Source organism: Streptomyces sp. NPDC101166 (assembly GCF_044768125.1).
GTDB lineage: Bacteria > Actinomycetota > Actinomycetes > Streptomycetales > Streptomycetaceae > Streptomyces.
Genome location: NZ_JBIWPF010000001.1, coordinates 141,371 through 164,484, shown reverse-complemented (window position 1 = coordinate 164,484; position 23,114 = coordinate 141,371). Strand labels below are relative to the sequence as shown.

Genomic DNA, 23,114 nt, shown 5'->3' with positions numbered 1-23,114 from the left:
TACGACGCTCGGCCCCATCCGCCCCCCGCGTGGCCACCGCGCTCGCGGCCTGCGTCCTCGCCCTCGCACCGTACGCCACGCAGGCGCACGCGCAGACTCCCGCACCGGCCGAGCAGCGGAACACCTCCTGGCGACTGGCGTTGCCGCTGTCCGGAGCCGAGTCGACCGACTTCTACGACGTCACCGCGACGGGCCGGACCGACGCGTGGGCCGTCGGCAGGAAGACGGACGAGTCCTTGGCCACGGCACCGGCGGTCAAGCACTGGGACGGCACCCGGTGGAGCGACGTCCCGACCGCGGGCACCGGCGGCAGACCCGCGCAGTGGGAGGCGGTGGCCGCCTCGGCTCCCGACGACGTCTGGGCGGCCGGGACCTACACCGACATCGAAGCCCGCACCGCCTCCCCGGCGGCCGCCCGCACACCGGACGGCCGCACCGCGGCCAGGCTGCCGGACACGCTCCTGGACCGGCTGCCGGACGCCACGGCGGACCGGCTCCGCAAGGGCGCCGCGCTCCCGCAGGCGACCGGCGCGATCGTGCTGCAGCACTGGAACGGCACCCGCTGGAAGGCCGTGTCACGTCCGGCGCCCGCCGACGGCTGGATCCGCTTCGTCCTCGAACTCAAGTCGGTGAGCGCCGACTCCGTGTGGCTGACCACGATGGACTGGAACCCGACGGCGGACCCCGGCGACCCGGACAAGGCGTACGCCGGGCACCTGGAGCACTGGGACGGCCGCGGATGGAGCCGTACCAAGTTGCCCCAGGCCCCGGACGGCAGGCCGGTGCAGCCGCTCGGCGTCACCGGCACCGGCCCCGACGACGTATGGGTGAGCGCCCTGACCGAGGCGGGCGGAGTCGCCACCCCCCTCCTCTACCGTTTCGACGGCCGGCGCTGGACGGTGAGGACCGTCCCCGTGCCCTACGAGTACGGCCCCGGCTGGATGGCCAACCACATCGTGTCGACCCGGCGCGGAACGGTCCATGTGCTCGGCAAGACCAACGATCCGCAGGTGCCCACCGGGGTGCTGTCCACGCGTTGGGACGGCCGAGCGTGGCAGCCGACCTCGGTCCCCGGGGTCGACGAGGTGAACGCCGCGGGCGTGGACGGATCGGGGAACGTGTGGGTCGCCGGCTGGGCGCCCCAGGGCAGCAGCCACACACTGCTGTCCCGCTGGGACGGCCACACCTGGACCGACGAGGAGCTTCCGGCGGACCTCACCTCGACGAGCGCGGGAAGCACGGTCTTCGACGTGGAAGGCGTCCCCGGCACCCGCGCCGTGCTGGCCGCGGGCAACGCAGAGTGTGAGAGCGTGACCGGCGTCTGCGGTCTGCTGGCCGCCCGCGGCGCCCTCTGACGGAGACCGACCGCCTGTGGCCCGCGCAACCCGTGCGGGCCACAGGCGCATCCCGCGCACGGCAGGCGACGATCCGGCTCCCGCCCGTGCCGGTCAAGGCGGCCTTCGGCTGCCTGCTGGCGGCGCTCGGCGCGGTCGTCGCCGTGTTCCAACGGGGCTGGGGCAAGGGCCTGCTCGGGGCGGATGGCGTTGGTGCCCGCCGTACTGGCCCTGCTCGGCGACAAGGCCTGGTGGCTGCCGGGCCGGCTCGACCGGCTGCTGCCCCGCGTCGAGGGCTCGGGCCTCACCGCGCCCGGCACGCGACACCGGGCAGGCGGGCGGCGAGCACACCCGCCAGAGCCGCCTGGTGAAACCCCCGCCGAGGCCAGGAACCCCCACCGGATGAGGAAAGCGGGTCCGGCCGCGAACCGAACGGCGTCCCCCGACCGGGTCAGGAACAGGCGCGCAGGAAGTCGACGAGGGCTTCGTTCACCTCGTCGGGCCGTTCCTGCTGCGTCCAGTGCCCGCAGCCGGCCAGCTCGACCGGCGGGCGGTGCAGGTTGGGCATGCGGTCGGCGAGCATCGCGATGAACTCCGGCGTGCCGGGGAAAGCGGGCACCGGGTCGCGGTCGCCGTACACGTAGAGGGCGGGCGGGGTGACGGCGGCGCCGTCCCAGGGCGCGGTCAGCTCCCAGTTGCGGTCGAGATTGCGGTACCAGTTGAGGGCCCCGGTGAAGCCCCGCGAGAAGCTCTCGGTGAGAGCGTCGAGGTCGTCCTCGGTGAGCCACGGCGGCAGCACCTCCGGATCGGGCATGGCCGACAACCAGCCCCGCCCGGGGTCGACCAGCGGCTGCTTGATCTCGCCGGGGACGTCACCCGAGGCCGAGTAGAGGAACTTGCGCAGCGTGGTACGGGTGTCCGCGGCGAACTCGGCGTCGGCGACACCGGGGCGGGCGAAGTAGTTCCAGTAGAAACGGCCCTCGAACCGCTTCTCCATGGAGACCAGCGGAGGTTCCGCACCCCGGGAGGGCGGCGGCACGCTCAGACCGGCCACGCCCCGCACCATGTCCGGCCGCAGCAGCGCCGTGTGCCAGGCGACCGGCGCACCCCAGTCGTGCCCGACGACGTACGCCGACTCCTCGCCCAGGGCCCGGATCAGACCCACCACGTCGCCGACCAGATGCAGGATGGTGTACGCCTCGACGTCGGCCGGAGCGTCACTGCGCCCGTAGCCGCGCTGGTCCGGGGCGACGACACGGAAGCCGGCATCGGCCAGCGGCCTCAGCTGATGCCGCCAGGAGTGCCACGACTCGGGAAAGCCGTGCAGAAGGACCACCAGCGGCCCCTCGCCCTCCTCCACCACGTGCAGCCGCACTCCGTTCACGTCGACCATTCGATGCTCAGCCATGCGTCCGAGCGTACGCGCCGTGATCCCCGCCCGACGGGCCAGGCCCGGCCCCCGCCCCGAGACAGGGCGACGCATCACTGTCGACGCCCCACCGCCTCGCGCCTTCAACGCCGAACAGCCCCCTGAGAGGCCCCGGTTGCCGCTAACGTCGCCTCGCCGACTGAAGGAGGGACCGGAGCATGCCGAACGCGGGGCGGGTCGCAGGTGTCGTGGCGACCACGGCGGTCACCGCCGGCTGGACCACGGCGGCGGCGTGGACCGGGACACCCGCGCTGCTCGCGGGCGCGCCGGTGCTCGGCGCCCTGTGGCTGCTGGTGGTGCTGGACAGCGGCTATCTGCTCGGCCGGGAGTGGGCCCACCGCCGGCGCCGTCGCGCCGACGCCTCCTCGGGCGAGGCATGGACCCCGCCGCCGGAGGTGCGCCGCCCCCTCGACCACCCCGGAGTGATCCGCCGTCCCGCCGCCGGGACGTCGACCGCGCACGAACCGGTAGACCTGCAGGGGCGCTACCGGGCGACGGGTATCCGCCTCGCCGTGCTGCCCGCGCTCGCGGTGACGTTCCTGACCGTGCAGACCGTGCTGCTCCCGCAGGGCGGCGACCTGGGCCGCGGCTTCGTCCTCGCGGAGGTCCTGCTGCTGCTCGCGATGATCTGGACGGTGTGGAGGAGACAGGAGCCCTCCCGCCCGTGGGTCGTCAGCCGGACCAGGACCGAGCTGTTCCGCCGCGAGATGTTCCTCATCGTGGCGCAGGCCGGCCCCTACCTCGGGCTGGACCCCGACGTCGTGCCCCGGACCCGGGACGCCCGGCTGAGCCTCATCGCCGCCTCCGACCCCGCCCGGCTCGACGAACTCCTGTACCTGCGCGACCGCGACGACGACGGCGGTGAGCGGCACTGGCGCGACGAGGTCTGGCGGCGGCCCGGCCCCGCCCACGCCGACACCGTCGAGCGGATGCGAACCTACCTCGACCACCGCGTCCGCCGTCAGGCCCGCTACTTCCGGCTCGCCGCCGACAAATGCGACCGCGCCGAACTCAGGTTCGGCGCCGTCGCCAAAGCGGCCGTCGTCACCGCGGTCGCCGTCGCCCTCGGCTACGCCCTCCTCCTCACGCTGGCTCCCGGCACCGGACGGCCGACGGTGTCCCTGGTCATCGCGCTGCTCGCGGCGGGACTGCCGCCCCTGTGCAACAGCGTGCTCGCGGTGCAGAACCTGCTCGCCTTCCAGCGGCTGTCCGTGTCGTACCGCGAGACCCGCCAGGAACTCCTCGGCCACGAGAACACACTGCGCCGGCTCATCGCCGAGCACACCGCCGACGACCGCGGCGCCGCCTTCCGCGCCCTCGCCCTCGCCGTGGAGTCGACGCTGACCGAGGAACACCGCCGCTGGCGGATCATCGTCGCCAAACCCGAGTTCGACGCCGGACTGTGAACAGCCCCGGTACACGGGCACTTTGGCGGACCCCCTCGCACGACGGCGCGCAATGGATCACAATCGGGGTGTGAGGGAGGCCTTCATCAGCCACAGCGCGCGCGGCGACGCCTTCGCCACCACCGTGCTGGAAAAGATCGCCGCCGGACTGCGCCACGCGAACTGGACTCCCCTGGTGGACCAGGAGGACCTCCCGCCGGGCGACGAGTGGCTCCCGGAAGTCGTCGACTGGCTCGCCCGCTGCCACGCGGCGGTGGTTCTGCTCAACGACAAAGCCCTGAAATCCGATTGGGTGCGGCGCGAGGTCAACATTCTCATGTGGCGGCGGGCGTTGGGCTCACCCGTGTACGTGATTCCGGTCCTGCTCGGCGTCCCCTCCACCGGCATGGTGAAGAAAGCCGGACTCGGAGAACTGAGACCCATTCAGTTCGCCCGGGTCCAGGGCGAATCGGAGCAGGAAGCCGACGCGGTCGCCGCCCAGGTCCTCAAACGGTTCGCCGAACTCCCCGAACCCGGCCCCGACGACGGGCCGATGACCGAGTGGCTCGAACGCCTGGAGACGCACCTGTCCCAAGTGACCCGCCCCGGCGTCCTGAGCAAGGCGGCGACCGCGCTCGGACTCGACCACAAGCACGTCGCCGAAGTCACCCGCGGGCAGGGCGGCTGCCTGTTCCTCGCCCGCCAGTTCCTGGTCGCGCCGCCCGAGCGGATGGAGAAGGCGCTGCACCTCCTGGCCCCGGCGATGCCGCAGACCGCGCTGCGCGGGCTGATCCGCGACCTGACCGCCACCTGGGTGGACGAGGAGGCGGCCCGTCCGGCGCTGCCCGCCCCTGGCAGGCGCCCCCAGAACCTGACCGTCCTGCTCAACGCCTCCCGGCGTGGCACCGCCAAGCAGTACATCCAACGCGCCACCTGTGGCGCCACCTACGGCTACGAGGTGGAGGCGCTGGGAGACCTGCCGACCGGCGAGGACCGCGTCGGCGAGCGCGTCCAGGACTGGGAGAGTGCCGTGTGGGAGCTGTTCTTCGGCGTCGTGGCGGACGAGGACCGCATCCTCCCTGACGACCTCGACGACCGCACGCACTACCTGGTCATCGACAAGACTCTCCCGCCCGAACCGGAGTTCGCCGAAGCCGTCGCGCGCCTCCACCGGCTCTTCTCCTGGCTGATAGTCATGGTGACGACCGGCAACGCGGCCCCCGAAGCCGACGCGTGCGCCTCCTTCGAGAACCCCGTCCTGCTGGAACCGCTTCTCACCGCCTCCACCGAGGTGACCGCGCGCGTCCGCGTCGGCCGCCTGAAGAAACTGCCCGAGCGTCTGCTCCATGTCGACTAGGAGTCCTGTGACCGCACGCGTCCTGCACGGCCCGGACCCCCGGGACGGCCGCCCCTACGACATGACGGAGGACCTGCGCCTCGCGGTCGAGGTCGCCCTCGCCACCGAGCGGCCACTGCTGCTGAGCGGAGACCCGGGATCCGGGAAGTCCTCCCTGGCTCCGTTCCTCGCCCGCGAGAGGCACCTGCGCTACTACGAGCATGTCGTCACGTCCCGGACCCAGGCCACCGACCTGCTCTGGACGTTCGACAGCGTGCGCCGCCTCGCCGACGCCCAGGCGCACCGCATGCACGGCAACGACGGCGGATACCTCCAGCCCGGCGTCCTGTGGTGGTCCCTGGCCCCCGAGTCCGCGCGCACGCGCGGCGGCCTGCTCAAGCCGCCCGACCGCCTCGATCCGCTGGAACGGTTCTACCGTCAGGAACGGGCCAGGGGAGCCGTCGTCCTCATCGACGAGATCGACAAAGCCGACCCCGACATGCCCAACGGCCTTCTCGTGCCGCTCGGTTCGCAGGAGTTCACGATCGCCGAGACCGGCGCCACCGTATGCCGCGAGGACGGCGTCGACCCGCACCTCGTCGTCATCACCACCAACGGCGAACGCGAACTCCCTCCGGCCTTCCTGCGCCGCTGCATCACCTTCGAACTGCCCCCGCCCACCGAGGACAGCCTCGTGCGCATCGCCGAACTGCACCTCGCCCACGAGAACGTGGCCATGGGCGACGAGACCATGGAACTCGTGATGCTCCTCGCCGAGGAACTCGCCAAGGCACGCGAGGAGAAGAACGTCAGCCGCGACCGTCTGCCCAGCACGGCCGAGTTCCTGGACGCGCTGCGCGCCTGCCGCACCATGGGCCTGCGCCCCGGCCACCCCAAGTGGCACCTGCTCCGCAACCTCACCCTGCTCAAGCCCCGGCAGAGCGGAGGCTGACCCGGTGCGTGCGCGCGTGTGGATCGGCGACGTCGTCCGGGCCCTGGCAGTGGCGCAGAACGAGGAACAGGAGACGAAGATCCTCCGCCTGCTGGGCTACGAAGCCACGTCCACGGCACCTGCCGAGGAGCCCCGGCCCGCCCGCACCTGGCCGTCCGTGCCCGGCAGCCACCCGACAGCCCACCACACCGAAGACGACTGCGTCGACGAGCCGCCCTCCCCGGCCGAGGACGACACCGCGCCCGAACCGCCCGCGGACGAGGCACACCACCCGGAACCGACGGCCGCGACGGCCGGACTGCCCCTGCTCGACCCGGTGCGCACCGACCCGCCCGTCGCGCCCCCCGCACCGGACGAACCCCTCGCCGAACCGGTCGCCCGCCGGCGAGCGACACTGCCGCACCTGCCCCTGCTCACCCCTCGCTGGACGAGCGCCATCCTGCGGACGACCCTGTCCCGGCAGGTGGACGAGGGGCCCGTCGACATCCCGGCCCTGCTCGACACGCTCGCGCACGGCCGCCCCGTCACCCGGCTCCCGCGCAGGCCCGTGCCGACCCTGCGCCACGGAGCACAGGTGCTCGTCGACCGGAGCATCGGCATGCAGCCCTTCCGCCGCGATCAGGACGACCTCGTCACCCGCATCCGCGAGGTCGTAGGCGCCGATCTCGTCGACGTCGTCCACTTCTCGGGCGTTCCCCACCACGGAACGGGCCCCGGCCGCCGCCGACGGCCAGCCCGCTACGAACCGCCCGCGCGCGGAACACCCGTCCTGCTCCTCTCCGACCTCGGAGTGGGCGGCCGCTCGCACGACAGCGGGCCCGACCCCGAGGACTGGGAGGAGTTCGTCGGCCTCGTCACGAGGGCCGGCTGCCCCGTCGTGGCGCTGACCCCCTACCCGCCGAACCGCAGACTCGACCGGACGGCACAGCTGCTGCCCCAGCTGACCTGGGACCGCTCCACCACCACAGGCCGGGCCCGGGCCGTCGTACGGGCGAGAACGCGATGAGCGAACCGCTGTCCGAGCTGCCGCCCCCGCCCCCGGACGGCGCCGTGCAACTGGCCACGGCGCTGAGCTTCGCGACCCGCATCGAACCCGAGCTGATCAGGGCCGTGCGCCTGCGCGTCCTGCCGCACCTCGACGCCGCCGACGAGGCCGACCTCTGGTTCAGCGACTGGGTGGCCGCCCGCACCCCGCAGGCGATCTCCCTGCTCCCGGAATGCCTCCCCTCCCTCCGGGCCGGCCTGGTGCTCCAACTCGCGGACGATCCCGGCCTCAGGCGTGTCATCGACGTCGTCACCGAGTTCCACCGCGACCTGTCACCGGCCCTGTTCCTGGAGGAGCAGGTCACCTGGCTCACCCTCAACGGCGACACCGCCGCCGCCTCCCGACAGCTCGACCGCGCCCTGCACGCGCTGGTGGCCGAGAACCGGACGGGGCTGGCCGGATGGTTCGCCGAGTCATGGCCCCGACTGCCCCAGGAGATCCGCTCGACCGCCGGCGCCTGGAGCCTGGCCAACGCGTCCCGCGCCCACGCCCCCGCGCTCGACCCGGGCCCGCTGCCGGACATCGGCCTCGACGCCGTCCGCCCGATCGCCCAGGCCGTGGACAGGATTCGCCTGGGCGTGCGGCGGACCGAGGAAGGCGGCCTGCTGCTCGGAGACGTCGACGGACCCGGGGCCGTGGCGATTCTCGTCCCCGACACCAACCCCCGGGTCGTCGAGGTCGTCACCGAAGCGGGTCGGCGCTCTGTCCAGATCGCGAGCGGGACCGTCGTCGACACCGAGGTCGGGCACGGCACGGTCCATCTGCACACCGGCTCGGGCGATGTCTACGCGATCGGCCCGCACACGGCCGAGCCCGACCGGGACGTGGGGGAGGAGGAGCGGCTCGATGACTTGTACGGCCTCCTCGAACGGGGGCGACCCCGCGACGAGTTGGCCCCCCGAGCCGAGAACGAGCTTCGTAATCTCACTCAGCGCTTCCTCGCCACGACTGACGAACAGGCGCTGACCGAGGCGATCGCCCTCGCCGAACACGCCGTGCGTAACGGGTACTCACCGCGGAGGTGTCCGGGCGTCGGCGCGGAGGCGGCTCTGGCACACCATCTGCATGGCGCGCATTTCGGCGCGCGCGCGTCGCTGGAGCGGGCCATCGAGCTCAGCGGCGAAGTGGACGACGCCGCCATGCGCCGGCACGCTCAAACGACTTATGGTGCCGCACATCGGGAGAGGTTTGCCCACACCGGGGATCCTTCGGACCTGGCGACAGCTCTGACCGCCCTCGAGGTGGCGGCGGAGCTGGAGCCGTTGCCGTGGACGCACCCGGGATCGGACCGCTCCGCCGCCGAACTGCTCAGCACCCGCCTGACCCTGTTCGAGTCGGAGGCCCGCCCGGAACACCTGGACCAAGCCCTGTCCTTCGTACGGCGGCATCCCGTACACCAGGACGGTCCGCCGAGCACCATGACGTTTCCGCTCATCCGCATCCATCTGGCGCGGTACGAGACCACGCAGGACGAGACCGACCTTCGACGGGCCGAGAGGCTGGGGCACAGCAGCCGCGCACCGGAACACACCGAGACAAAGGCCGTGCGGGCGATGGTGGCCATGGCCGGATTCCGCTCGACGGGCGAACGCTGGGCCCTGGACGAAGCGACGTCCCAGCTGCGCAGCGCCCTCCTCATGGTATCGCCGAGCGCCCTGCCGCAACGGGTCAACCTGCTGATCGACCTCGCCGACGCCCTGCGCCTGCGGTTCCGGCTCGTCGGCAGCAGGGCGGACCTCGACGAGGCACGGGTTCTTGCCTTCGAGGCCGTCGACCTGGCACCGGAAGCGTCGGTGTGGAGGCAGGCCGCGCTCGTCAGCCTCAACCGCTGCCTGGTCGACTCCGGCCGCGAGTTCGGACGAACGGGCGAACTCGACCAAGCCGTCGAGGTGGCGAGGTCGGCCGCGAGCGGTCCGCGCGCGTTCCCGCACACGCCCCTGGCCAAGGCCCGTCTCGCCGGCACTCTGATGCGCAAGTTCAAGTTGACCGGTGAGGCTGCGCAGCGTGAGGAGGCCATCAACATCCTCGACTCCCTCATCAACACGACTCTGGGTGTCACGCCCTCCATGCGGAGGGCGTGTGTCGTCGACCTCGCCTGGGCGCTGATGACCGGGACCGGTGAGCCAGGGGATTCGGTGACGGATGCCGAACTGGCCTTGAGCTTCTTCGACCAGGCGCAGCGGGAGACGCTCGAAGGCCTTCCGTACACGGAGGATGCCTTGCTAGCGGTGTCCACGGCCATGGCCGAGCTCGCTGAGACGAACAACCCCTTCGCGTCTCCGTCGCTCCTTCGTGACACGTCTGCCGCGTTGGCAGATGTCGTCCGCAGTTCCCGGACGCCGCCCGTCACCCGCCTGCGGGCGGCGCTGCTCCAGGGCCGCCTGGCCAGGCGGCTCGACGCCCCCGACGACATCATCCGCAGCCACGAGGACGTCACCCGGGGCATCCCCGCGCTCATGCTGTTGTCCGGTCACGACCACGACGACATCGTCCGCGAATGGGCCGAAGGCACGGGCGAAGCAGCCGCCTGCGCGATCGAGACGGGAGAGCCCGGGCGCGCAATGGAGTTCGTGGAGCAGCGTAATTCTCTGCTGTCCGCGCACTCCGAGTTCGCCCGCACCGGTCTGGGCCGGCTCACCCAAGCCGCTCCCGGCCTCGCGGAAGAACTGCGGTGGCTGTGGGCGTTGCTCGACCTGGAAACCGGGGCGGCCGAACCACCGGTGCTGCTGCGCCGGCACGAAGTGGCGGCCCAGGCGGACGGATTGCTCCAGACGCTTCGGGCCACACCCGGCTTCGAGCACCTCTTCACCGCGATGACCGCGGACGACATGATCGCGGCCGCCTCCGATGGTCCCATCGCCGTGCTGAACGCCGCCGCGTGCCGCTGCGACGCGCTCATCGCCACACGTCACGGGATCTCTTCCCTGCCCCTGCCCGAGTGGGACGCCGTCGACCGCCGCGCGCGGTACCACCGCAATGAGGCCGTGCACCGCGACCCGCGAGACCGGGCCCAGGAGACGTCGAATCTGCTCGCATGGCTGTGGCACACCACGGTGGAACCGGTGATGTCGACGGCCGGCCTGATCATGGGGCGCACCGAGTCCTCTCTCCCGCGGCCCGACGAGTCCCCGGCCACCCCTCCGGGGCACTCGGGAACGGATCTGCCGAGGATGTGGTGGTGCCCCACAGGTCCCTTCGCCGCACTGCCCCTCCATGCCGCCGGCGACGCCACCACGGCCATGGACCATGCCGTGCACTCCTACACACCGAGCGTTCGCGCGCTCAAGGCAGCCCGGTCGAGGATGATCCGGCTCCGCGGCGCGACCACAGCCCGGGTGCTCGTCGTCGCGGACGGCACGAGGTCCGTGTTCCCCCACCTGAACGAGGCCCGTCGTTATATCCCGGGGGCGACCTTCATCAACGCGAGCGATGCCACGCCGACCGGCTTGAGCCAGGCGCTCGGCGACCACCCCTGCGTCCACTTCATCGGTCCCGGTGCCGCCGAGGACGAGCTTCCGAGAAGCCCCGGCACCGAACTGCTCGACTGGCTGCGGCTGCCGCTGCCCCTGCCCGTCGACGGAGCCCTGGCCTTTCTGTCCGGCAGGGACACCGCCACTCCGCGCGCGTCAAGCCACATGTCGACCGCTGCGGCCTTCCAGACCGCGGGGTACGCCCATGTCATCGCCATGCTGGGCAGCCTCGACGACTTCATGGCGGCCCGGGTCACGCAACATCTGTACCTGGGAATCACCGGCCCCATGGGAGGGCTGCGTCCCGAACGCACCGCACTGGCCCTGCACGACGCGGTGCGTCGTGTGGAGTCGACCGTCCCCTTTCCCGAAGCGATACTCGTCCGCGCGGCCATGGTGCACCTGGGTCCCTGAGAGGAGACAAGCCTGTGGGCCCCGGATGTTCCCGGGGCCCACAGGCTCGTCATTCAGTGGGTCGCCTACCAGCGATACCAACGACCCTTGCGTCCGCCCGAGTCCGCGCTGCGCATCACGAAGCCCAGCAGCCAGACGACCAGCACGATGACGGCGATCCACCAGAGAGCCTTCAGCGCGAAGCCCGCGCCGAAGAGGATCAGAGCCAGCAGAAGAACGAGAAGCAAAGGAACCATAGTTATCAACCTCCGACGCTTCTGGTGCCCGGCAAATAGAAGAACACACAACGAATTTCCCTGGTTTCTTCACCGATCTGGCGGGCATCGGGCTCTGTTTCTCCATCGAAACGGGTGCACACGCCGGAGACCTCATCACCTACTCTTCGGTTGATCGACGATCAACGGCCACCGAGGCCGGGCCGAGGCGGGGGACAGACACATGACGTATCGACGCGCGGTGATACCGGCACTGGTCGGGGGAGTGCTCATGACGCTGCTGCTGTGGTGGGCGGGCGCGAGCGCACAGGCACTCCAACTGCGCGGCGCGTCAACCGTGTTCAGCATCGAATCCGCGGCGGAACTCCAGAGGTGGCTCGCCCCCTGGTCGTACGACCCCCCGACGGGATCGTACGACGCATCGGCGGGCGACCCGGCCGTGAGCGCCGCCGGCCAGTACTCCGACCTCTACCACACGGCCATGCAGATCAGGTTCTTCGCGGTCTTCGCGTTCTTCGTGGCCGGCGCACTGCTTCTGGCCCGCCGAATCCCGCCCACGCAGGGCCGCACCCCGGCCATGCTGCTCGCGCTGTGGGCATGGGGCCCGGTCGCCGGAACGCTGGCCGTCACGGTCTCGGCGCCGTGGCTGATCGCGTCGCGGGGGCGCGGCAGTTACCGGCTCCTGCCGCAGCTGGCCGGGGTGGTCGCGTCGAGCGGCGCGGTCGTGGTGTTCGCGGCGTTGGTGACCGCAGGCGTCACGGTGCTCGTGGCGCGTGCCGCCGTCAAGGGGACGGACCCGGTGCCCCGCCGGAGTGTGCCGCCGCGTGCCGCCCGTCTGGCCGCGAGCGTCGGAACCGGCGTGATCGCGCTGTCCTTGGTCATCCTGTCCTACGATTCCGCCGCGGCGTGGATCCAGACCTCGTTCAGCGGCGCGGGGCTGCTGTCCGAGCCCGGCGACCTGCTGCGCCAGTGGCTGCTGCTCGGCGGCTGGGCGGGTCCGTCGACCGCACCGTTCGGCGAGTGGCTGCTCTACCGGGCCGCCGACGTGGTCACGCTGGCGGTGGTGTGGTGGGCGCTACGACTGCTGCCCGTACTGCTCACCCGCACCACGGCCCCGGCGATGGCGGTGGGAACGGTCTGCGCCACCGTACTGGGACTGCTGGCGAGCCAGGTGCTGCACATGGCGATGGACGACACGGTCGCCGTCTGGGGCCCGACCCATCTGTTCTCCGCCCTCGGCAACGGCACTCCGGCCGCCCTCACCTTCGGCACGCTCGCAGGACTGGCAGCCCTCGCGACGCTCCGCCTGACGGGGGACCGTGCCTCGGGTACTGCCCCTGATGCACGGAGCAGCGAGCCTTCCCTTCCCGCTGCCTGAAGCCCTCGGCGTGCCCCTGCTGCGCCGGGCGGCGGGACTCGTCTTCGGTCGTCCCCGAGGGGTCTCCTGTGATGTCCTCTTCCTCCGCCGCGTCCGGCCTATGGCGGGACCGCGACTTCCTTCGCCTCTGGGTGGGGCAGACGGTCTCCCAACTGGGCGAACAGACCTGCCTGGTGATCCTGCCACTCTTCGCCGTCCTGATGCTCGACGTCGGGGCCGGCGAGTTGGGTGTCCTGCGCGCGGTGGGGCAGGCGCCGATCCTGCTGCTGTCGCTCTTCGCCGGCGCGTGGGTCGACAGTCGGCGGACCCGCACGCTGATGGTGCTGACCGACGCGGGCCGTGCCCTGGTGCTGGGGGCCGTCGCCGTGGCCGGCCTCCTCGGCGGGCTCGGTCTGCCGGCGCTGGTGGCGGCCGCCTTCGCCGTCGGCGCGCTGTCCGTGTTCTTCGACGTGGCCTACCAGACGTCGTTGGTGCGACTGGTGCCACGCGATCAACTGGTGAGGGGCAACAGCGCACTTGAGGGAAGTCGGTCCGCCGCCCAGATCGGCGGGCCCGCTCTCGGCGGCGTGTTGGTGTCCGTGCTGTCGGCGCCGATCGCCGCGGCCTCCAGCGCGGTGTTCTTCGCGTTGTCGTTCCTCTCCATACGACGGATCCGCCGCCCCGAGCCCATCCCGGAACGCACAAGCAAAGAAGACCACTTGGAACAATCGGAGCGTCCTGCTCGGGTCTGGCGGCGCATCCGTGCCGGCCTCCGCTTCGTCGTCGGCGACACGACGCTGCGTACCGTATGCATGGCTTCGGCCGCCTTCCAGTTCTTCTTCGCGGCCGTGATGACCGTCTATCTGCTGTTCATGCCGCGAGAGTTGCACCTGTCGGGCACCGTCGTCGGGCTGGCCCTCGCGGCGACGGGGCCGGGCGCGCTCCTGGGCTCCCTGCTGGCCGCCCGCCTGCCGAGCCGCTTCGGGCACGGCGCTGTTCTCGTGTCCGCCGCAGCGCTCGGCGACGGTGTGTTCCTGCTGGTGCCCGCGCTGCACGGCTCCTCCGCGATGACGGTTGCCGCGCTCCTCGCGGTCAACTTCGTCTTCGGGACCTTCGGTCAGCTGGTGAACGTCACGATCATGGCGGTCCGGCAGACCGTCACTCCCGACGGAATGCAAGGCCGGGCGGCCGCGACGATCAACTTCGTGGGCATGGGGATGACCCCGCTCGGCTCACTGCTCGGAGGCCTCTTGGCGCAGACGTGGGGGACGCGCACCAGCCTCCTGGTGACAGCGGCGGGCATGCTGCTGTCGCCGGCCCTGATGGCCCTGTCACCCCTCGCCCGCCTCGGGCGGACGCTCCCGTAGGAAGCGCACCAGGCGCGTGCCGCCGTAGCCGAGAAGCCACGGCAGCACCGTGATGCCCCCGACGTACACGGCCAGACAGCCGAGCAAGTCGTACAGCTGCGCCGGCGGTTCCACGGCGCCGTCGACCCTCACCGGCCGGTCCCACCGGCTCAGCGGGAAGATCATGGAGATCGCCGAGGCCACCACCGGTACCAGCGGTACCAGCACCGACCACAACCGGGCCCGCGGACCCGGACCGGAGGCACACCACACTCCCAGCGAGACCATGGCGAACGGCCCGAACGGCACCCACAGCACCGCCGGGTACAGCAGCAGCACCCACCACTCGTCCGCATACCCGAACATCATCGGCATCGCCCCCCGGCCTGACCGGCCCCAGGGACCCCGGAGCCTTCTCCCCGGCACGCCCCGCGCCGAATGTACCGCCGTGAGGACCCGGGCAGCACCGGCATTTCGAACCCCCGCACGGCCGCGTACCCGAACGTGGTCGGAGGGCGGCCGCGCAACGGAATTCGCCCCGCCCGCCACCGGCCTGAGGGCTACCGTACGGACATGCCGCGCCGCCCGACGCGGCCGTACGAAGAGGAGTCCCGTGTCATCGCCTTGCGACCCCGAGTACGCTTCCGCCGGCGATGTGAGCGCAGCGCTCATGATGATCGACTCACGGCTCAAAGCCCTCTACGACAGCAAGACGGAGACCGACCCGCAACAGCAGCGGCTGATCGAGCAGTTCGCCGCGTCTCTCGGCCCGGAGGGGTTCGAAGCGCTGCTGGACGGCACGTGCACGCTCATCTACACGTTAGATCGGACCAAGGCGGCCTGGACTGAACGGCATTGAGCCATGAACAAGGGTGAGGCGAGCAGGGACAGCCGCGGCGAGAAGCTGTCCGCCCCAGCCGGGAACCGCGCGGAGCGGACAGCTTCCACGGGCTGAAGTGGCCCGGTCCTACGGTCGGTTGAGCCTGATCGAGTTGATGGGAGAGAGGTTCTCCGCGGACCAGCTCCCCGCCGCGATCGTCGTGCCCGTGCAGTTGCCTCCGTTGTAGCCGTAGCACATGGTCGTGCTGGCCCCACCGGTCTGATTGTTGATCACCCAGTGCCAACCTTCCTGGTTGGACAGGTTGTGAGCTCCGTAGGAGTAGTAGGCATGGGTCAACGTGCTGCTGTTCGCGGGCTGGTCCTGGGCGTACACGCAGACGGCACCGGACGGACAGCCGTAGAGCGTGGCGGCATGGGCCGTTCCGGCTCCCGCCAGCATGGTGCCGACGACCGTCGCCGTGGCTGCGGAGGCACCCAGCAGTGCCCTCAGTTTCGTTCTCATGGTGATCTCCTTGAGTTCGTGATGGAGCATGTACACGGTGGGGCATGCCGGGTCACTGTCGTTCGTGAGTCGGCTGCCTATGGCCGGATGCGCGCGGACATCGGCTGAACCGTCGGTGCTCCGCCGAAAAGGCGTGGGGCGGAAGGGGTGCGATGTCAGGAGAGAGGTTCGGCACGGGCCGCAGCGCGGTCGTGGTCGGCGGCGGTATCGGCGGGCTGGCCGCGGCGATCGGCCTGCGCCGGATCGGCTGGGAGGTGACGGTCGTGGAACGCGCCCGCGTCCTGGCCGACGTGGGTGCGGGCATCTCCCTGCACGCCAACGGCATCCGCGCCCTGGACGTCCTCGGCGTCGGCCGAGCGGTGCGCGCCGCCGCACGCCCCCCAGTACACCGGCGGCCCGCACGCCCCGCGGCGGCCGACTGGCCCGCATGGACGGGGCCGTGCTGGAGCGCAAGCTGGGCACACCGATCGTCGGCATCCCGCGGGCCGTGCTGCACCGGCTGCTGCGCGAGGCGCTGCCACCCCAGTGCCTGGTCATCGGGGCCGAGGTGATGTCCGTGGACTGCTCCGACCCCGGCCGGGCACGCGTGCCGGTCCAGGAGGGCGTCCTGGACGCGGACCTGGTCGTGGCGGCCGACGGCGTGGACAGCCGGCTGCGCGGCCGGCTGTTCCCCGGCCACCCCGGCCCCGTGTACGCCGGCTCCACCGTCCTGCGGGCCGTGACCGAGCATCCGGTGACGCTGGCCACCGACTTCGAACTGACCTGGGGCCGGGGCGCCGAGTTCGGCCACATCGCCTTCGCCGACGGCAGAGCCGAATGGCACGCGGTGCTCAACTCACCGCCCGGCACCCGCCACACGGACGCGCTCGCCGTCATGCGCCGCCGGTTCGGCCGCTGGCACGACCCGATCCCCGCCCTGCTCGAAGCGACCCGGGCCGACGCCGTCCTGCACCACGACATCCGTGAACTGGCAACGCCCTTGCCCTCCTTCACCCACGGCCGGATCGCACTGCTCGGCGACGCGGCACACGCCATGACCCCGAACCTCGGCCAGGGAGCGTGCCAGGCACTGGAGGACGCCGCCACACTGGCCGCCGCGCTCGCCTCCGAACCCACTGTCGAATCGGCGCTCACCCGTTACGACGCCGAACGCCGCCCCCGCACCGAGGCCGTGGCCCGAGCCGCACGCCAGGCCGGCCGGATGGGCCAGCAGCTGGCACACCCCCTGGCCGTGGCCCTGCGCAACACCGGACTCCGGCTGGCCCCCTCCAGCGTGACCGTCCGCGCCGTACTGAGGCACGCCGACTGGACACCGCCCCCGTCACGGGCGTTCGTAGAGCTGGAGCACGCCCCCGAGAGAGAAGCACACGGCGCCCAGAAGGGTGGCCCAGTCGGCGATGTCGGCGTTGATCATGCTGCCGGTGACGGGACGGGTGTAGGCGGCGAGAGCCGAGACCATGAAGAGAACCGAGCCGAGCTGGTTCACGGCGACGATCCACCACCCGAGACTGCGCCGGCGCACGCAGTGCCTGCGACCGTGGCAGATCTCGACGAACGCGAGACGACCGGAGACCAGGAAGAGCACACAGCCGATCACGTCAGGCGCCCAGATCAACCGGTTGACCTGCCGGACGCTCAAACCCTGGAGGAAGGAGTCCAGCAGGTCGACGGCGAACACCAGTGTGCCGGCGAACAGGACGAACGCGCTCAGCCAGTCCACCCGGGTCGGCTCGTAGCTCCACCAGCGCCAGTCGCGCGTGACGAGCCGGCCCGTACCGCCGGGCACATGGCGGGGGGCGTTGACGACCTGGAGCAGCGAGACGTAGCCGCCGGTGTTGAAGAACAACCCGCCGGCGAAGTAGACCGAGGCGGACGAGACGGCGTCCCCGGAGCCGAACCGGGCGACGCCGGCCCCGACGGCGAAGAGCGCGCCGCCGATCACGAAGGCGGTCGCGGCGACGGCGTTGAGCCGGCGCAAACGGCTGAGTGAGACCTTGTCGGCGGTGGCATGCCGACCGGTGGGCGCGCCGGGCGCGCGGACGGCGATGACGCCGCGCCGCCGGGCGGCCCGTGACTCCCACACCGCGGTGCCGCCGCCGGGAAGACGCCAGGTGAGCCGGGTGGTGAACGGTCCCGCGCCCTCGGCCCGCTGGTCGGTGGATGTCACGCGGACGCCACGGCCGCGACGCCGCCCTCGTCCTCGCCGTTGACGACGATCGCACGGCTCCGGCCGGACGCGACCGCACTCACGGCCTCGCTGATCAGGCGGAGAGCACCGTCCGGGGCCCTCCGGCCCCTGTTCCGGCCGCAGCCGCCTCGTACGTCGCGCATGGCATTCCCCGGATAGCTGGGCGCACGGGGCGCCTGGCTTCGCGGCCCCTGAACACGCGTCGACTCTGCCAGAGGCAACCGCAGATGGCGGTCATTTCGCCACTGTTAGATCCTGTATGTCCCCGCCGCGAAGAGCCCCCGTCACGCAGCGCTGCCTCTTGGGGACGGACGCCGACCAACATCCGGCAGCACGTGGTCGCCGACTCCGTCGGTGCTCAGGCACAGCGAGCAGACGACGGCGTCGTGCGTCGCGCAGGCGGCCACGTCGGGTCGCTCGAAATCCTCTCGGCACACATGGCACTGGTACGTCACGGCGCTGGGGTTGCCGTCCGCGTCCAGGAGCGGCTCGGTGATGCCGTCGTCGGTGCGGCGCAGGTAGTACCTGCCCCGGGTGACGATCGCCATGATCGGGGTGAGGACGAAGGCGATGACGGCGGCGGCGACGGGGGAGTACGGCTGCAGGGTGTCGCCGAGGGCGTGGAAGTACATGGCGATGGACAGGCCGGAGGCGGCCACGAAGGCGACGACGCCCACCGGGTTGACCGCGTGGAGCATGCCGCGCCGGAACTCGGGCTGGATCGGGGACAGTTCGAGCAGGTACTTGTTGACGCCGATGTCGGTCGCGACGGTGACGACCCAGGCGATGGCGCAGTTGGAGTAGAAGCCGAGGATGTCGTTGAGGAAGCTGAACATGTCGGCTTCCATCAGCGCGAGCGCGAAACCGAGGTTGACCAGGACGAAGATCATGCGGCCGGGGTAGTGCCTGGTGACCCGGGTGAAGGAGTTGGTCCACGCCAGCGAGCCGGAGTAGGCGTTGGTGACGTTGATCTTGATCTGGCTGATCACGACGAGGGCCACGGCGAGCGGGACGACCAGCCAGGACGGCATCATCGCGTCGAAGGCGCCGCGGAACTGCTGGATCGGCTCGGGCGCGGCCTCCGCGCCGACCTCGGCGAGAATGTACACGGCGAGGAAGACCCCGATGGCCTGCTTGAGCGCGCCGAGGACGACCCAGCCGGGCCCGGCCATGACGACGGCCGTCCACCAAGCGCGCTTGTTCGCCTCGGTCTTGGGCGGCATGAAGCGCAGGTAGTCGATCTGCTCACCGATCTGCGCTATGAGGGAGAGGCACACACCTGCGCCCAGGAGGACGGAGGCGGTGTCGACGCCGCCCTCGCCGTCGGTGCCGGCGTAGGAGAGGAAGCGGTCCACGGTGCCCGGGTCGGTGGCGATCAGATAGCCCAGCGGGGCGACCATCAGCACCAGCCAGACGGGCGTGGTCCACACCTGGAGCTTGCTGAGCGCCTTCATGCCGTAGACGACCAGCGGAACCACCATCAGCGTGGAGACCAAGTAGCCCAGCCACAGCGGAAGTCCGAGGCCGAGCTTGAGGCCCTGGGCCATGATCGAGCCTTCGAGGGCGAAGAAGATGAACGTGAAGCTGGCGAAGATGACGCTGGTGAGGACCGAACCGTAGTAGCCGAAGCCGGAGCCACGGGTGATCAGGTCGAGGTCGATGTTGTAGCGGGCGCCGTAGTAGGCGAGCGGGAAGCCGGTGACGAAGATGACGACCGCGGCGACGGCGATCGCGACGAGAGCGTTGCCGGTGCCGTGGGCCAGGCCGATGCCGGCGCCGATGGAGAAGTCGGCCATGTACGCGATGCCGCCGAGCGCCGTGGTGGCCACGACCATCGGGGTCCAGCGGCGGTAACTGCGGGGCGCGAAGCGGAGGGTGTAGTCCTCCAAGGTCTCCCTGACGGCCTGGTCGGCACCGGGCTCCGTCTTCTTCGCCGGTCCCGGCTCGGTGACCTCTGCCAGTCGTGGCTCGGTGCTCATACCGCGCCTCCTTGCTGCGGGTGGGGGACTGCTGTGGGGGGTGGACGCGTGAACTCCCTTGCGTCCATGAAGGGGGACGCTAGGAGCCGGTCGTTACTCCTGAACGCTTCCCGAATGAAGGAAGTGTTTCGGAGGACTCTCGAGACAACGGCTGGGCGAGCGGCTCCCGGACACACGGACAGCCGGCCTCTCACTCTCCGGGCGAGGCCGTGTAGAGGGCGGCAACCGCGGCCGCCCGGTCGCGCAGGGCGGCGCGCAGCGACGTCGGGGACAGGGCCTCCGCGTCCGTACCGAGCTGCCACAGCGCCCACTCGGCGTGCCGTGCGTCCTGGAACGTCACCTCCAGCCGCAGCCGACCGTCCGCGCCGGGTTCTTCCGCGCGGACGGCGAGCGCGGTGTCCAGCAACTCCTCCCTCCGCTCCGGGTTCACCCGCACCAGCACGGTGATGTGGTCGCCACCGGAGAGAAACCCGGCGGAGCGTTCCCGCCAGACGCGGTCCAGGTCGACCCGGTTCGGCCGCTGCGCCGCCTCGGGAAGTTCCTCGGCGGCCGACAGCCGCGACAGCCGGTAGGTGCGGTCCTCGCCGGACCTCGTGGCCAGCAAGTAGCCCCGGTCGCGTACGGTGACCAGGCCGATCGGGTCGACCGTACGCCACCGGGGAGCCTCGCCCGTGGCCGCGTAACGGATGCGCAGCTTGTGTCCGGCGAGCACCGCGCGCCGCACCTCGATCATGGTGGCGTCCGGCACCTCATCGGTGACCAGCCGGCGCGAGAGCAGGTCGCTCTCAGGGGAGAAGAGGAAACGCTGGGCCGCGTCGCTCGCGGTCGCCTGATGGCTCTCGGGCAGCGCGTCGAACACCTTCCGCATCGCCGAAGCCAGCGCCGAGCCGAGGCCGAACACCTGCTCACCGCGCCCCGATCCGGCCGTCAGCAGAGCAAGGGCCTCGTCGTGGTTCAGCCCGGTGAGCTCGGTCCGGAAGCCGGGCATCAACGCGTAACCGCCGTGCCGGCCGCGTTCGGCGTAGACGGGCACACCTGCCGCGGACAGCGCCTCGACGTCACGCAGCACGGTGCGGGTCGAGACCTCCAGCTCGCGGGCCAGCGCGTCCGCGGTAAGCCTGCCGTGCCGGCGCAGCAGCAGCACAAGTGAGACCAACCGGTCGGCTCGCATGCGAGAACACTAGCGAGATACCTGACAGAGGATGTCGTGATGAGGCGAGAGGCTCATGCCGCACGACGTCAACATCTGTCTCCGACAGTCGAGTTGACGGCCGTGCGCGCGTACTTCTGACGATGTGAACGGAGCTGACGTGGTGATGGAACGAACAGCGGTCAACCCGGTGACGTGGTCGACGGAGCTGGGATTCAACCAGGGTGAGGTGGTGTCCGGGCACAGCCGCACCCTGTACATCTCGGGGCAGACAGCGATGAGCGCCGAAGGCAAGCCCCAGCACGACGGTGACATGGCGGCGCAGTTGACGCTGAGCATCGACAATCTGGAGGCGGTGCTCAGCGAGGCCGGCATGTCCCTCGCGCATCTCGTCCGGCTCAACGTCTGCACCACCGACGTCGACCTGCTCTTCCAGCACTACGGGTTGCTGGCGGCGCGGTTGGGTGCCGCGCGGGTGGCGCCGACCACGACGATGCTCGGGGTGACGCGGCTGGCGATCCCCACCCTGATGGTCGAACTGGAGGGCACCGCCGTCGCGTGACGCGGCCCCGCCACGCGCGGGGACGGGGTCATCCCGCCGACGGGGGTTGTGTACGACCCTCGTCGGCGGGAGGCTCCGATGTGCGGGGCTTCCCAGCGGGAGGCCGCTCGGCGGGAGGCCCCTCGGCGGGCCGATCGCGGGGCTCGGCCAGAGCCCGCTCCAGCGCCTCCCGGGCCCGGCGCTGAATCCCGTCACTGTCGTGCAGAAGCTGATCCATCTCCTCGGCAGTGGGCGGGACGGGCGGCGGCCCCTCCTCGGTCAGCCGGGAGTGGAGCCACCGGCACGCCTGGTCCTCGTCCGTGAACCGTTCGAGCACGTCCCGCGAACCCCGCTCACGGACGCCCACCACCCACACGCCACCGCGCTTCTCGAGGAAGTAGCGGTCGGCCGGATGAGGCCCGCGATGACAGTCCTGGATCTCGTAGTACGCCTCCGGCACCCCGGCCGCCCGAAGGGCGCGGCACAACTCGAACCGGTCCATGAAGCGATTCTCCCACCGGGAGCGTCGCGATCACGGCGAAGACGGTTGCGTCGTCTTCAGCCGTACGAGGGTGCCGTTGTTCACCAGGTCGATGACGCGCGTCGGGGGAATGTCCGGGCAGAACTTGCTCGACGTCACGTACTGGGTGCCGGTGCCCGGTTGCTCGAACGCCGGCGCCTGCGGACCCGCGCACACGGTGACGTCCTTGGCCAGCCGGTACAGGTGGTAGTCGTGCGGGTAGCGGGGGTCCGAGGTGTTGAGGTTCGACGGCGGAAGGGCCCGCAGCCCGTACTTCGTACCGGCCGGGGCGAGGAAGCGTCCCGCCTCGTTGCCGAAGCGGTCGAGCATCATGTCCTGCCCCGCGTGGAGCACCAGCGCCGCCGCGATCACACCGCCCTGGGCGTTGTGCGCGAAGCCGTCGTCCGCGGGATAGCGCCAGTCGCCCTGGCCGGAATCGGCGGCCGGGTTCCACCACCGGTCGAGGAACTCCACCGCGGTGAGGCCGCCGAGCCGCTTGTAGCCCTTGAGGATGTCACCCACCGGACCGCGGTCCGGCAACTGCCGGGGGCCCAGCCGCCAGTCACCGCAGAAGTAGTACCGGCGGTAGGCCTCCAGGATCGGATACGGCACCAGGCCCTTGCACGCGCGCGGCTCACCGTACCCGTCCTGCCCGTCTCCCGGCTGCGCGAGCGACCCGACCGGGGCGGGCGTCGACATGCTCGACCGGGCCGGCCCGGGGGTCTCCGCTCCACCGCCGTGGCCGGCCGCGGTCGCGGCCGACGGGGCGGACGCCCCCATGACGAGCGAACCGGACAGACCGGCGGCTGCGACGACGCCGGCACACCACCTTGACGCTTTCACTGAACCTCCCACATGGGCCCGGCGGACCGGGCGATCCCGCGGCCCGCCGGAAAACGGCGCCACGGATCGACCGGAAAGACGGGATCACTCAAACCACGGGGAGGGGCGGGCACACGGGGGCGCGCCACAGCTGCGTCCGAACGGACGCGGCCGGTTCACACAAGGTGGTCAACCCGCGAACAGACGAACAGCACCCGAGAAGGGCTGCCCTGCTGGAGACCGGCGAACGGTGGACGGCCGCCGACGTGTCGTCACCGATGACAGGCTA

Annotated in this window: 19 protein-coding genes and 2 pseudogenes; 11 read left to right on the top strand and 10 right to left on the bottom strand. The window is 71.3% G+C overall.

Features of this window, described 5'->3' with window-relative positions:
- Positions 1 to 29: 29 nt before the first annotated feature.
- Positions 30 to 1,355, top strand: coding sequence for a hypothetical protein (locus tag ACIRS4_RS00800; RefSeq protein ID WP_404187988.1), 1,326 nt, complete (start codon positions 30 to 32; stop codon positions 1,353 to 1,355).
- Positions 1,356 to 1,785: 430 nt separating this feature from the next.
- Here ACIRS4_RS00800 and ACIRS4_RS00795 read toward each other — a convergent pair whose 3' ends face one another.
- Positions 1,786 to 2,727: an alpha/beta fold hydrolase gene (locus ACIRS4_RS00795; protein ID WP_404189722.1), complete on the bottom strand. Its 942-nt coding sequence runs from the start codon at positions 2,725 to 2,727 to the stop codon at positions 1,786 to 1,788.
- 194 nt (positions 2,728 to 2,921) lie between these two features.
- On the opposite strand from ACIRS4_RS00795, the gene ACIRS4_RS00790 reads away from it, so the two are divergent.
- The 5 genes from ACIRS4_RS00790 (at position 2,922) to ACIRS4_RS00770 (ending at position 11,365) form a co-directional block, all read left to right on the top strand.
- Positions 2,922 to 4,169: a hypothetical protein gene (locus tag ACIRS4_RS00790; protein WP_404187986.1), complete on the top strand. Its 1,248-nt coding sequence runs from the start codon at positions 2,922 to 2,924 to the stop codon at positions 4,167 to 4,169.
- Between the two features lie 70 nt (positions 4,170 to 4,239).
- The gene (locus ACIRS4_RS00785; RefSeq protein ID WP_404187984.1) at positions 4,240 to 5,505 is read left to right on the top strand and encodes a toll/interleukin-1 receptor domain-containing protein; all 1,266 of its coding nucleotides are present in this window, start codon (positions 4,240 to 4,242) and stop codon (positions 5,503 to 5,505) included.
- 7 nt (positions 5,506 to 5,512) lie between these two features.
- Positions 5,513 to 6,436 carry an AAA family ATPase gene (locus ACIRS4_RS00780; RefSeq protein WP_404187982.1) on the top strand — a complete coding sequence of 308 codons (924 nt, stop codon included), beginning with the start codon at positions 5,513 to 5,515 and terminating at the stop codon, positions 6,434 to 6,436.
- 4 nt (positions 6,437 to 6,440) lie between these two features.
- Positions 6,441 to 7,442 carry a hypothetical protein gene (locus ACIRS4_RS00775; RefSeq protein ID WP_404187979.1) on the top strand — a complete coding sequence of 334 codons (1,002 nt, stop codon included), beginning with the start codon at positions 6,441 to 6,443 and terminating at the stop codon, positions 7,440 to 7,442.
- The gene (locus ACIRS4_RS00770) at positions 7,439 to 11,365 is read left to right on the top strand and encodes a CHAT domain-containing protein (RefSeq protein ID WP_404187976.1); all 3,927 of its coding nucleotides are present in this window, start codon (positions 7,439 to 7,441) and stop codon (positions 11,363 to 11,365) included. Before ACIRS4_RS00775 ends, ACIRS4_RS00770 begins: the two co-directional genes overlap by 4 nt.
- Before the next feature lie 65 nt (positions 11,366 to 11,430).
- On the opposite strand, the gene ACIRS4_RS00765 is transcribed toward ACIRS4_RS00770, so the two are convergent.
- Positions 11,431 to 11,601 carry a DUF5670 family protein gene (locus ACIRS4_RS00765; protein WP_404187973.1) on the bottom strand — a complete coding sequence of 57 codons (171 nt, stop codon included), beginning with the start codon at positions 11,599 to 11,601 and terminating at the stop codon, positions 11,431 to 11,433.
- A gap of 202 nt (positions 11,602 to 11,803) precedes the next feature.
- Here ACIRS4_RS00765 and ACIRS4_RS00760 point away from each other — a divergent pair, with 202 nt between their 5' ends.
- Together ACIRS4_RS00760 and ACIRS4_RS00755 are read left to right on the top strand one after the other, a co-directional pair.
- Positions 11,804 to 12,958: a hypothetical protein gene (locus tag ACIRS4_RS00760; protein ID WP_404187970.1), complete on the top strand. Its 1,155-nt coding sequence runs from the start codon at positions 11,804 to 11,806 to the stop codon at positions 12,956 to 12,958.
- Between the two features lie 71 nt (positions 12,959 to 13,029).
- On the top strand, positions 13,030 to 14,304 hold the full coding sequence (locus ACIRS4_RS00755) for an MFS transporter (RefSeq protein WP_404187968.1): 1,275 nt from the start codon (positions 13,030 to 13,032) through the stop codon (positions 14,302 to 14,304).
- Here ACIRS4_RS00755 and ACIRS4_RS00750 read toward each other — a convergent pair.
- Positions 14,269 to 14,652 carry a hypothetical protein gene (locus ACIRS4_RS00750; RefSeq protein ID WP_404187965.1) on the bottom strand — a complete coding sequence of 128 codons (384 nt, stop codon included), beginning with the start codon at positions 14,650 to 14,652 and terminating at the stop codon, positions 14,269 to 14,271. The genes ACIRS4_RS00755 and ACIRS4_RS00750 overlap by 36 nt on opposite strands.
- Before the next feature lie 244 nt (positions 14,653 to 14,896).
- Here ACIRS4_RS00750 and ACIRS4_RS00745 point away from each other — a divergent pair.
- Positions 14,897 to 15,100: pseudogene (locus ACIRS4_RS00745) on the top strand (hypothetical protein); the annotation flags it as partial.
- Positions 15,101 to 15,250: 150 nt separating this feature from the next.
- Here ACIRS4_RS00745 and ACIRS4_RS00740 read toward each other — a convergent pair.
- Positions 15,251 to 15,625 (bottom strand): hypothetical protein, encoded by a 375-nt coding sequence (locus ACIRS4_RS00740; RefSeq protein WP_404187963.1) that lies wholly within the window; start codon positions 15,623 to 15,625, stop codon positions 15,251 to 15,253.
- A 152-nt stretch (positions 15,626 to 15,777) separates the two neighbouring features.
- On the opposite strand from ACIRS4_RS00740, the pseudogene ACIRS4_RS00735 reads away from it, so the two are divergent.
- Positions 15,778 to 16,943: pseudogene (locus tag ACIRS4_RS00735) on the top strand (FAD-dependent monooxygenase); the annotation flags it as partial.
- Between the two features lie 3 nt (positions 16,944 to 16,946).
- Here ACIRS4_RS00735 and ACIRS4_RS00730 read toward each other — a convergent pair.
- The 4 genes from ACIRS4_RS00730 to ACIRS4_RS00715 form a co-directional block, all read right to left on the bottom strand.
- Positions 16,947 to 17,792, bottom strand: coding sequence for a hypothetical protein (locus tag ACIRS4_RS00730; protein WP_404187961.1), 846 nt, complete (start codon positions 17,790 to 17,792; stop codon positions 16,947 to 16,949).
- Positions 17,789 to 17,956 carry a hypothetical protein gene (locus ACIRS4_RS00725; RefSeq protein ID WP_404187959.1) on the bottom strand — a complete coding sequence of 56 codons (168 nt, stop codon included), beginning with the start codon at positions 17,954 to 17,956 and terminating at the stop codon, positions 17,789 to 17,791. Before ACIRS4_RS00725 ends, ACIRS4_RS00730 begins: the two co-directional genes overlap by 4 nt.
- 141 nt (positions 17,957 to 18,097) lie before the next feature.
- Positions 18,098 to 19,792, bottom strand: coding sequence for a purine-cytosine permease family protein (locus ACIRS4_RS00720; RefSeq protein WP_404187956.1), 1,695 nt, complete (start codon positions 19,790 to 19,792; stop codon positions 18,098 to 18,100).
- A 190-nt stretch (positions 19,793 to 19,982) separates the two neighbouring features.
- The gene (locus ACIRS4_RS00715; protein WP_404187953.1) at positions 19,983 to 20,963 is read right to left on the bottom strand and encodes a helix-turn-helix transcriptional regulator; all 981 of its coding nucleotides are present in this window, start codon (positions 20,961 to 20,963) and stop codon (positions 19,983 to 19,985) included.
- 145 nt (positions 20,964 to 21,108) lie between these two features.
- Here ACIRS4_RS00715 and ACIRS4_RS00710 point away from each other — a divergent pair, with 145 nt between their 5' ends.
- Positions 21,109 to 21,504, top strand: coding sequence for a RidA family protein (locus tag ACIRS4_RS00710; protein ID WP_404187950.1), 396 nt, complete (start codon positions 21,109 to 21,111; stop codon positions 21,502 to 21,504).
- Between the two features lie 28 nt (positions 21,505 to 21,532).
- On the opposite strand, the gene ACIRS4_RS00705 is transcribed toward ACIRS4_RS00710, so the two are convergent.
- Both ACIRS4_RS00705 and ACIRS4_RS00700 read right to left on the bottom strand, forming a co-directional pair.
- Complete coding sequence (locus ACIRS4_RS00705; protein WP_404187947.1) at positions 21,533 to 21,985, bottom strand: hypothetical protein; 453 nt, start codon at positions 21,983 to 21,985, stop codon at positions 21,533 to 21,535.
- A gap of 30 nt (positions 21,986 to 22,015) precedes the next feature.
- A complete protein-coding gene (locus ACIRS4_RS00700; RefSeq protein ID WP_404187944.1) occupies positions 22,016 to 22,846 on the bottom strand; it encodes a TNT domain-containing protein in 831 nt (276 codons plus the stop codon).
- Between the last annotated feature and the right edge of the window lie 268 nt (positions 22,847 to 23,114).

Coding starts and splice junctions, on each gene's coding strand:
- ACIRS4_RS00795 (WP_404189722.1), bottom strand. CDS start 2,727: ATGGTCGACGTGAACGGAGTGCGGCTGCACGTGGTGGAGGAGGGCGAG.
- ACIRS4_RS00790 (WP_404187986.1), top strand. CDS start 2,922: ATGCCGAACGCGGGGCGGGTCGCAGGTGTCGTGGCGACCACGGCGGTC.
- ACIRS4_RS00770 (WP_404187976.1), top strand. CDS start 7,439: ATGAGCGAACCGCTGTCCGAGCTGCCGCCCCCGCCCCCGGACGGCGCC.
- ACIRS4_RS00765 (WP_404187973.1), bottom strand. CDS start 11,601: ATGGTTCCTTTGCTTCTCGTTCTTCTGCTGGCTCTGATCCTCTTCGGC.
- ACIRS4_RS00760 (WP_404187970.1), top strand. CDS start 11,804: ATGACGTATCGACGCGCGGTGATACCGGCACTGGTCGGGGGAGTGCTC.
- ACIRS4_RS00755 (WP_404187968.1), top strand. CDS start 13,030: ATGTCCTCTTCCTCCGCCGCGTCCGGCCTATGGCGGGACCGCGACTTC.
- ACIRS4_RS00750 (WP_404187965.1), bottom strand. CDS start 14,652: ATGATGTTCGGGTATGCGGACGAGTGGTGGGTGCTGCTGCTGTACCCG.
- ACIRS4_RS00740 (WP_404187963.1), bottom strand. CDS start 15,625: ATGAGAACGAAACTGAGGGCACTGCTGGGTGCCTCCGCAGCCACGGCG.
- ACIRS4_RS00725 (WP_404187959.1), bottom strand. CDS start 17,956: ATGCGCGACGTACGAGGCGGCTGCGGCCGGAACAGGGGCCGGAGGGCC.
- ACIRS4_RS00720 (WP_404187956.1), bottom strand. CDS start 19,792: ATGAGCACCGAGCCACGACTGGCAGAGGTCACCGAGCCGGGACCGGCG.
- ACIRS4_RS00715 (WP_404187953.1), bottom strand. CDS start 20,963: ATGCGAGCCGACCGGTTGGTCTCACTTGTGCTGCTGCTGCGCCGGCAC.
- ACIRS4_RS00710 (WP_404187950.1), top strand. CDS start 21,109: ATGGAACGAACAGCGGTCAACCCGGTGACGTGGTCGACGGAGCTGGGA.
- ACIRS4_RS00705 (WP_404187947.1), bottom strand. CDS start 21,985: ATGGACCGGTTCGAGTTGTGCCGCGCCCTTCGGGCGGCCGGGGTGCCG.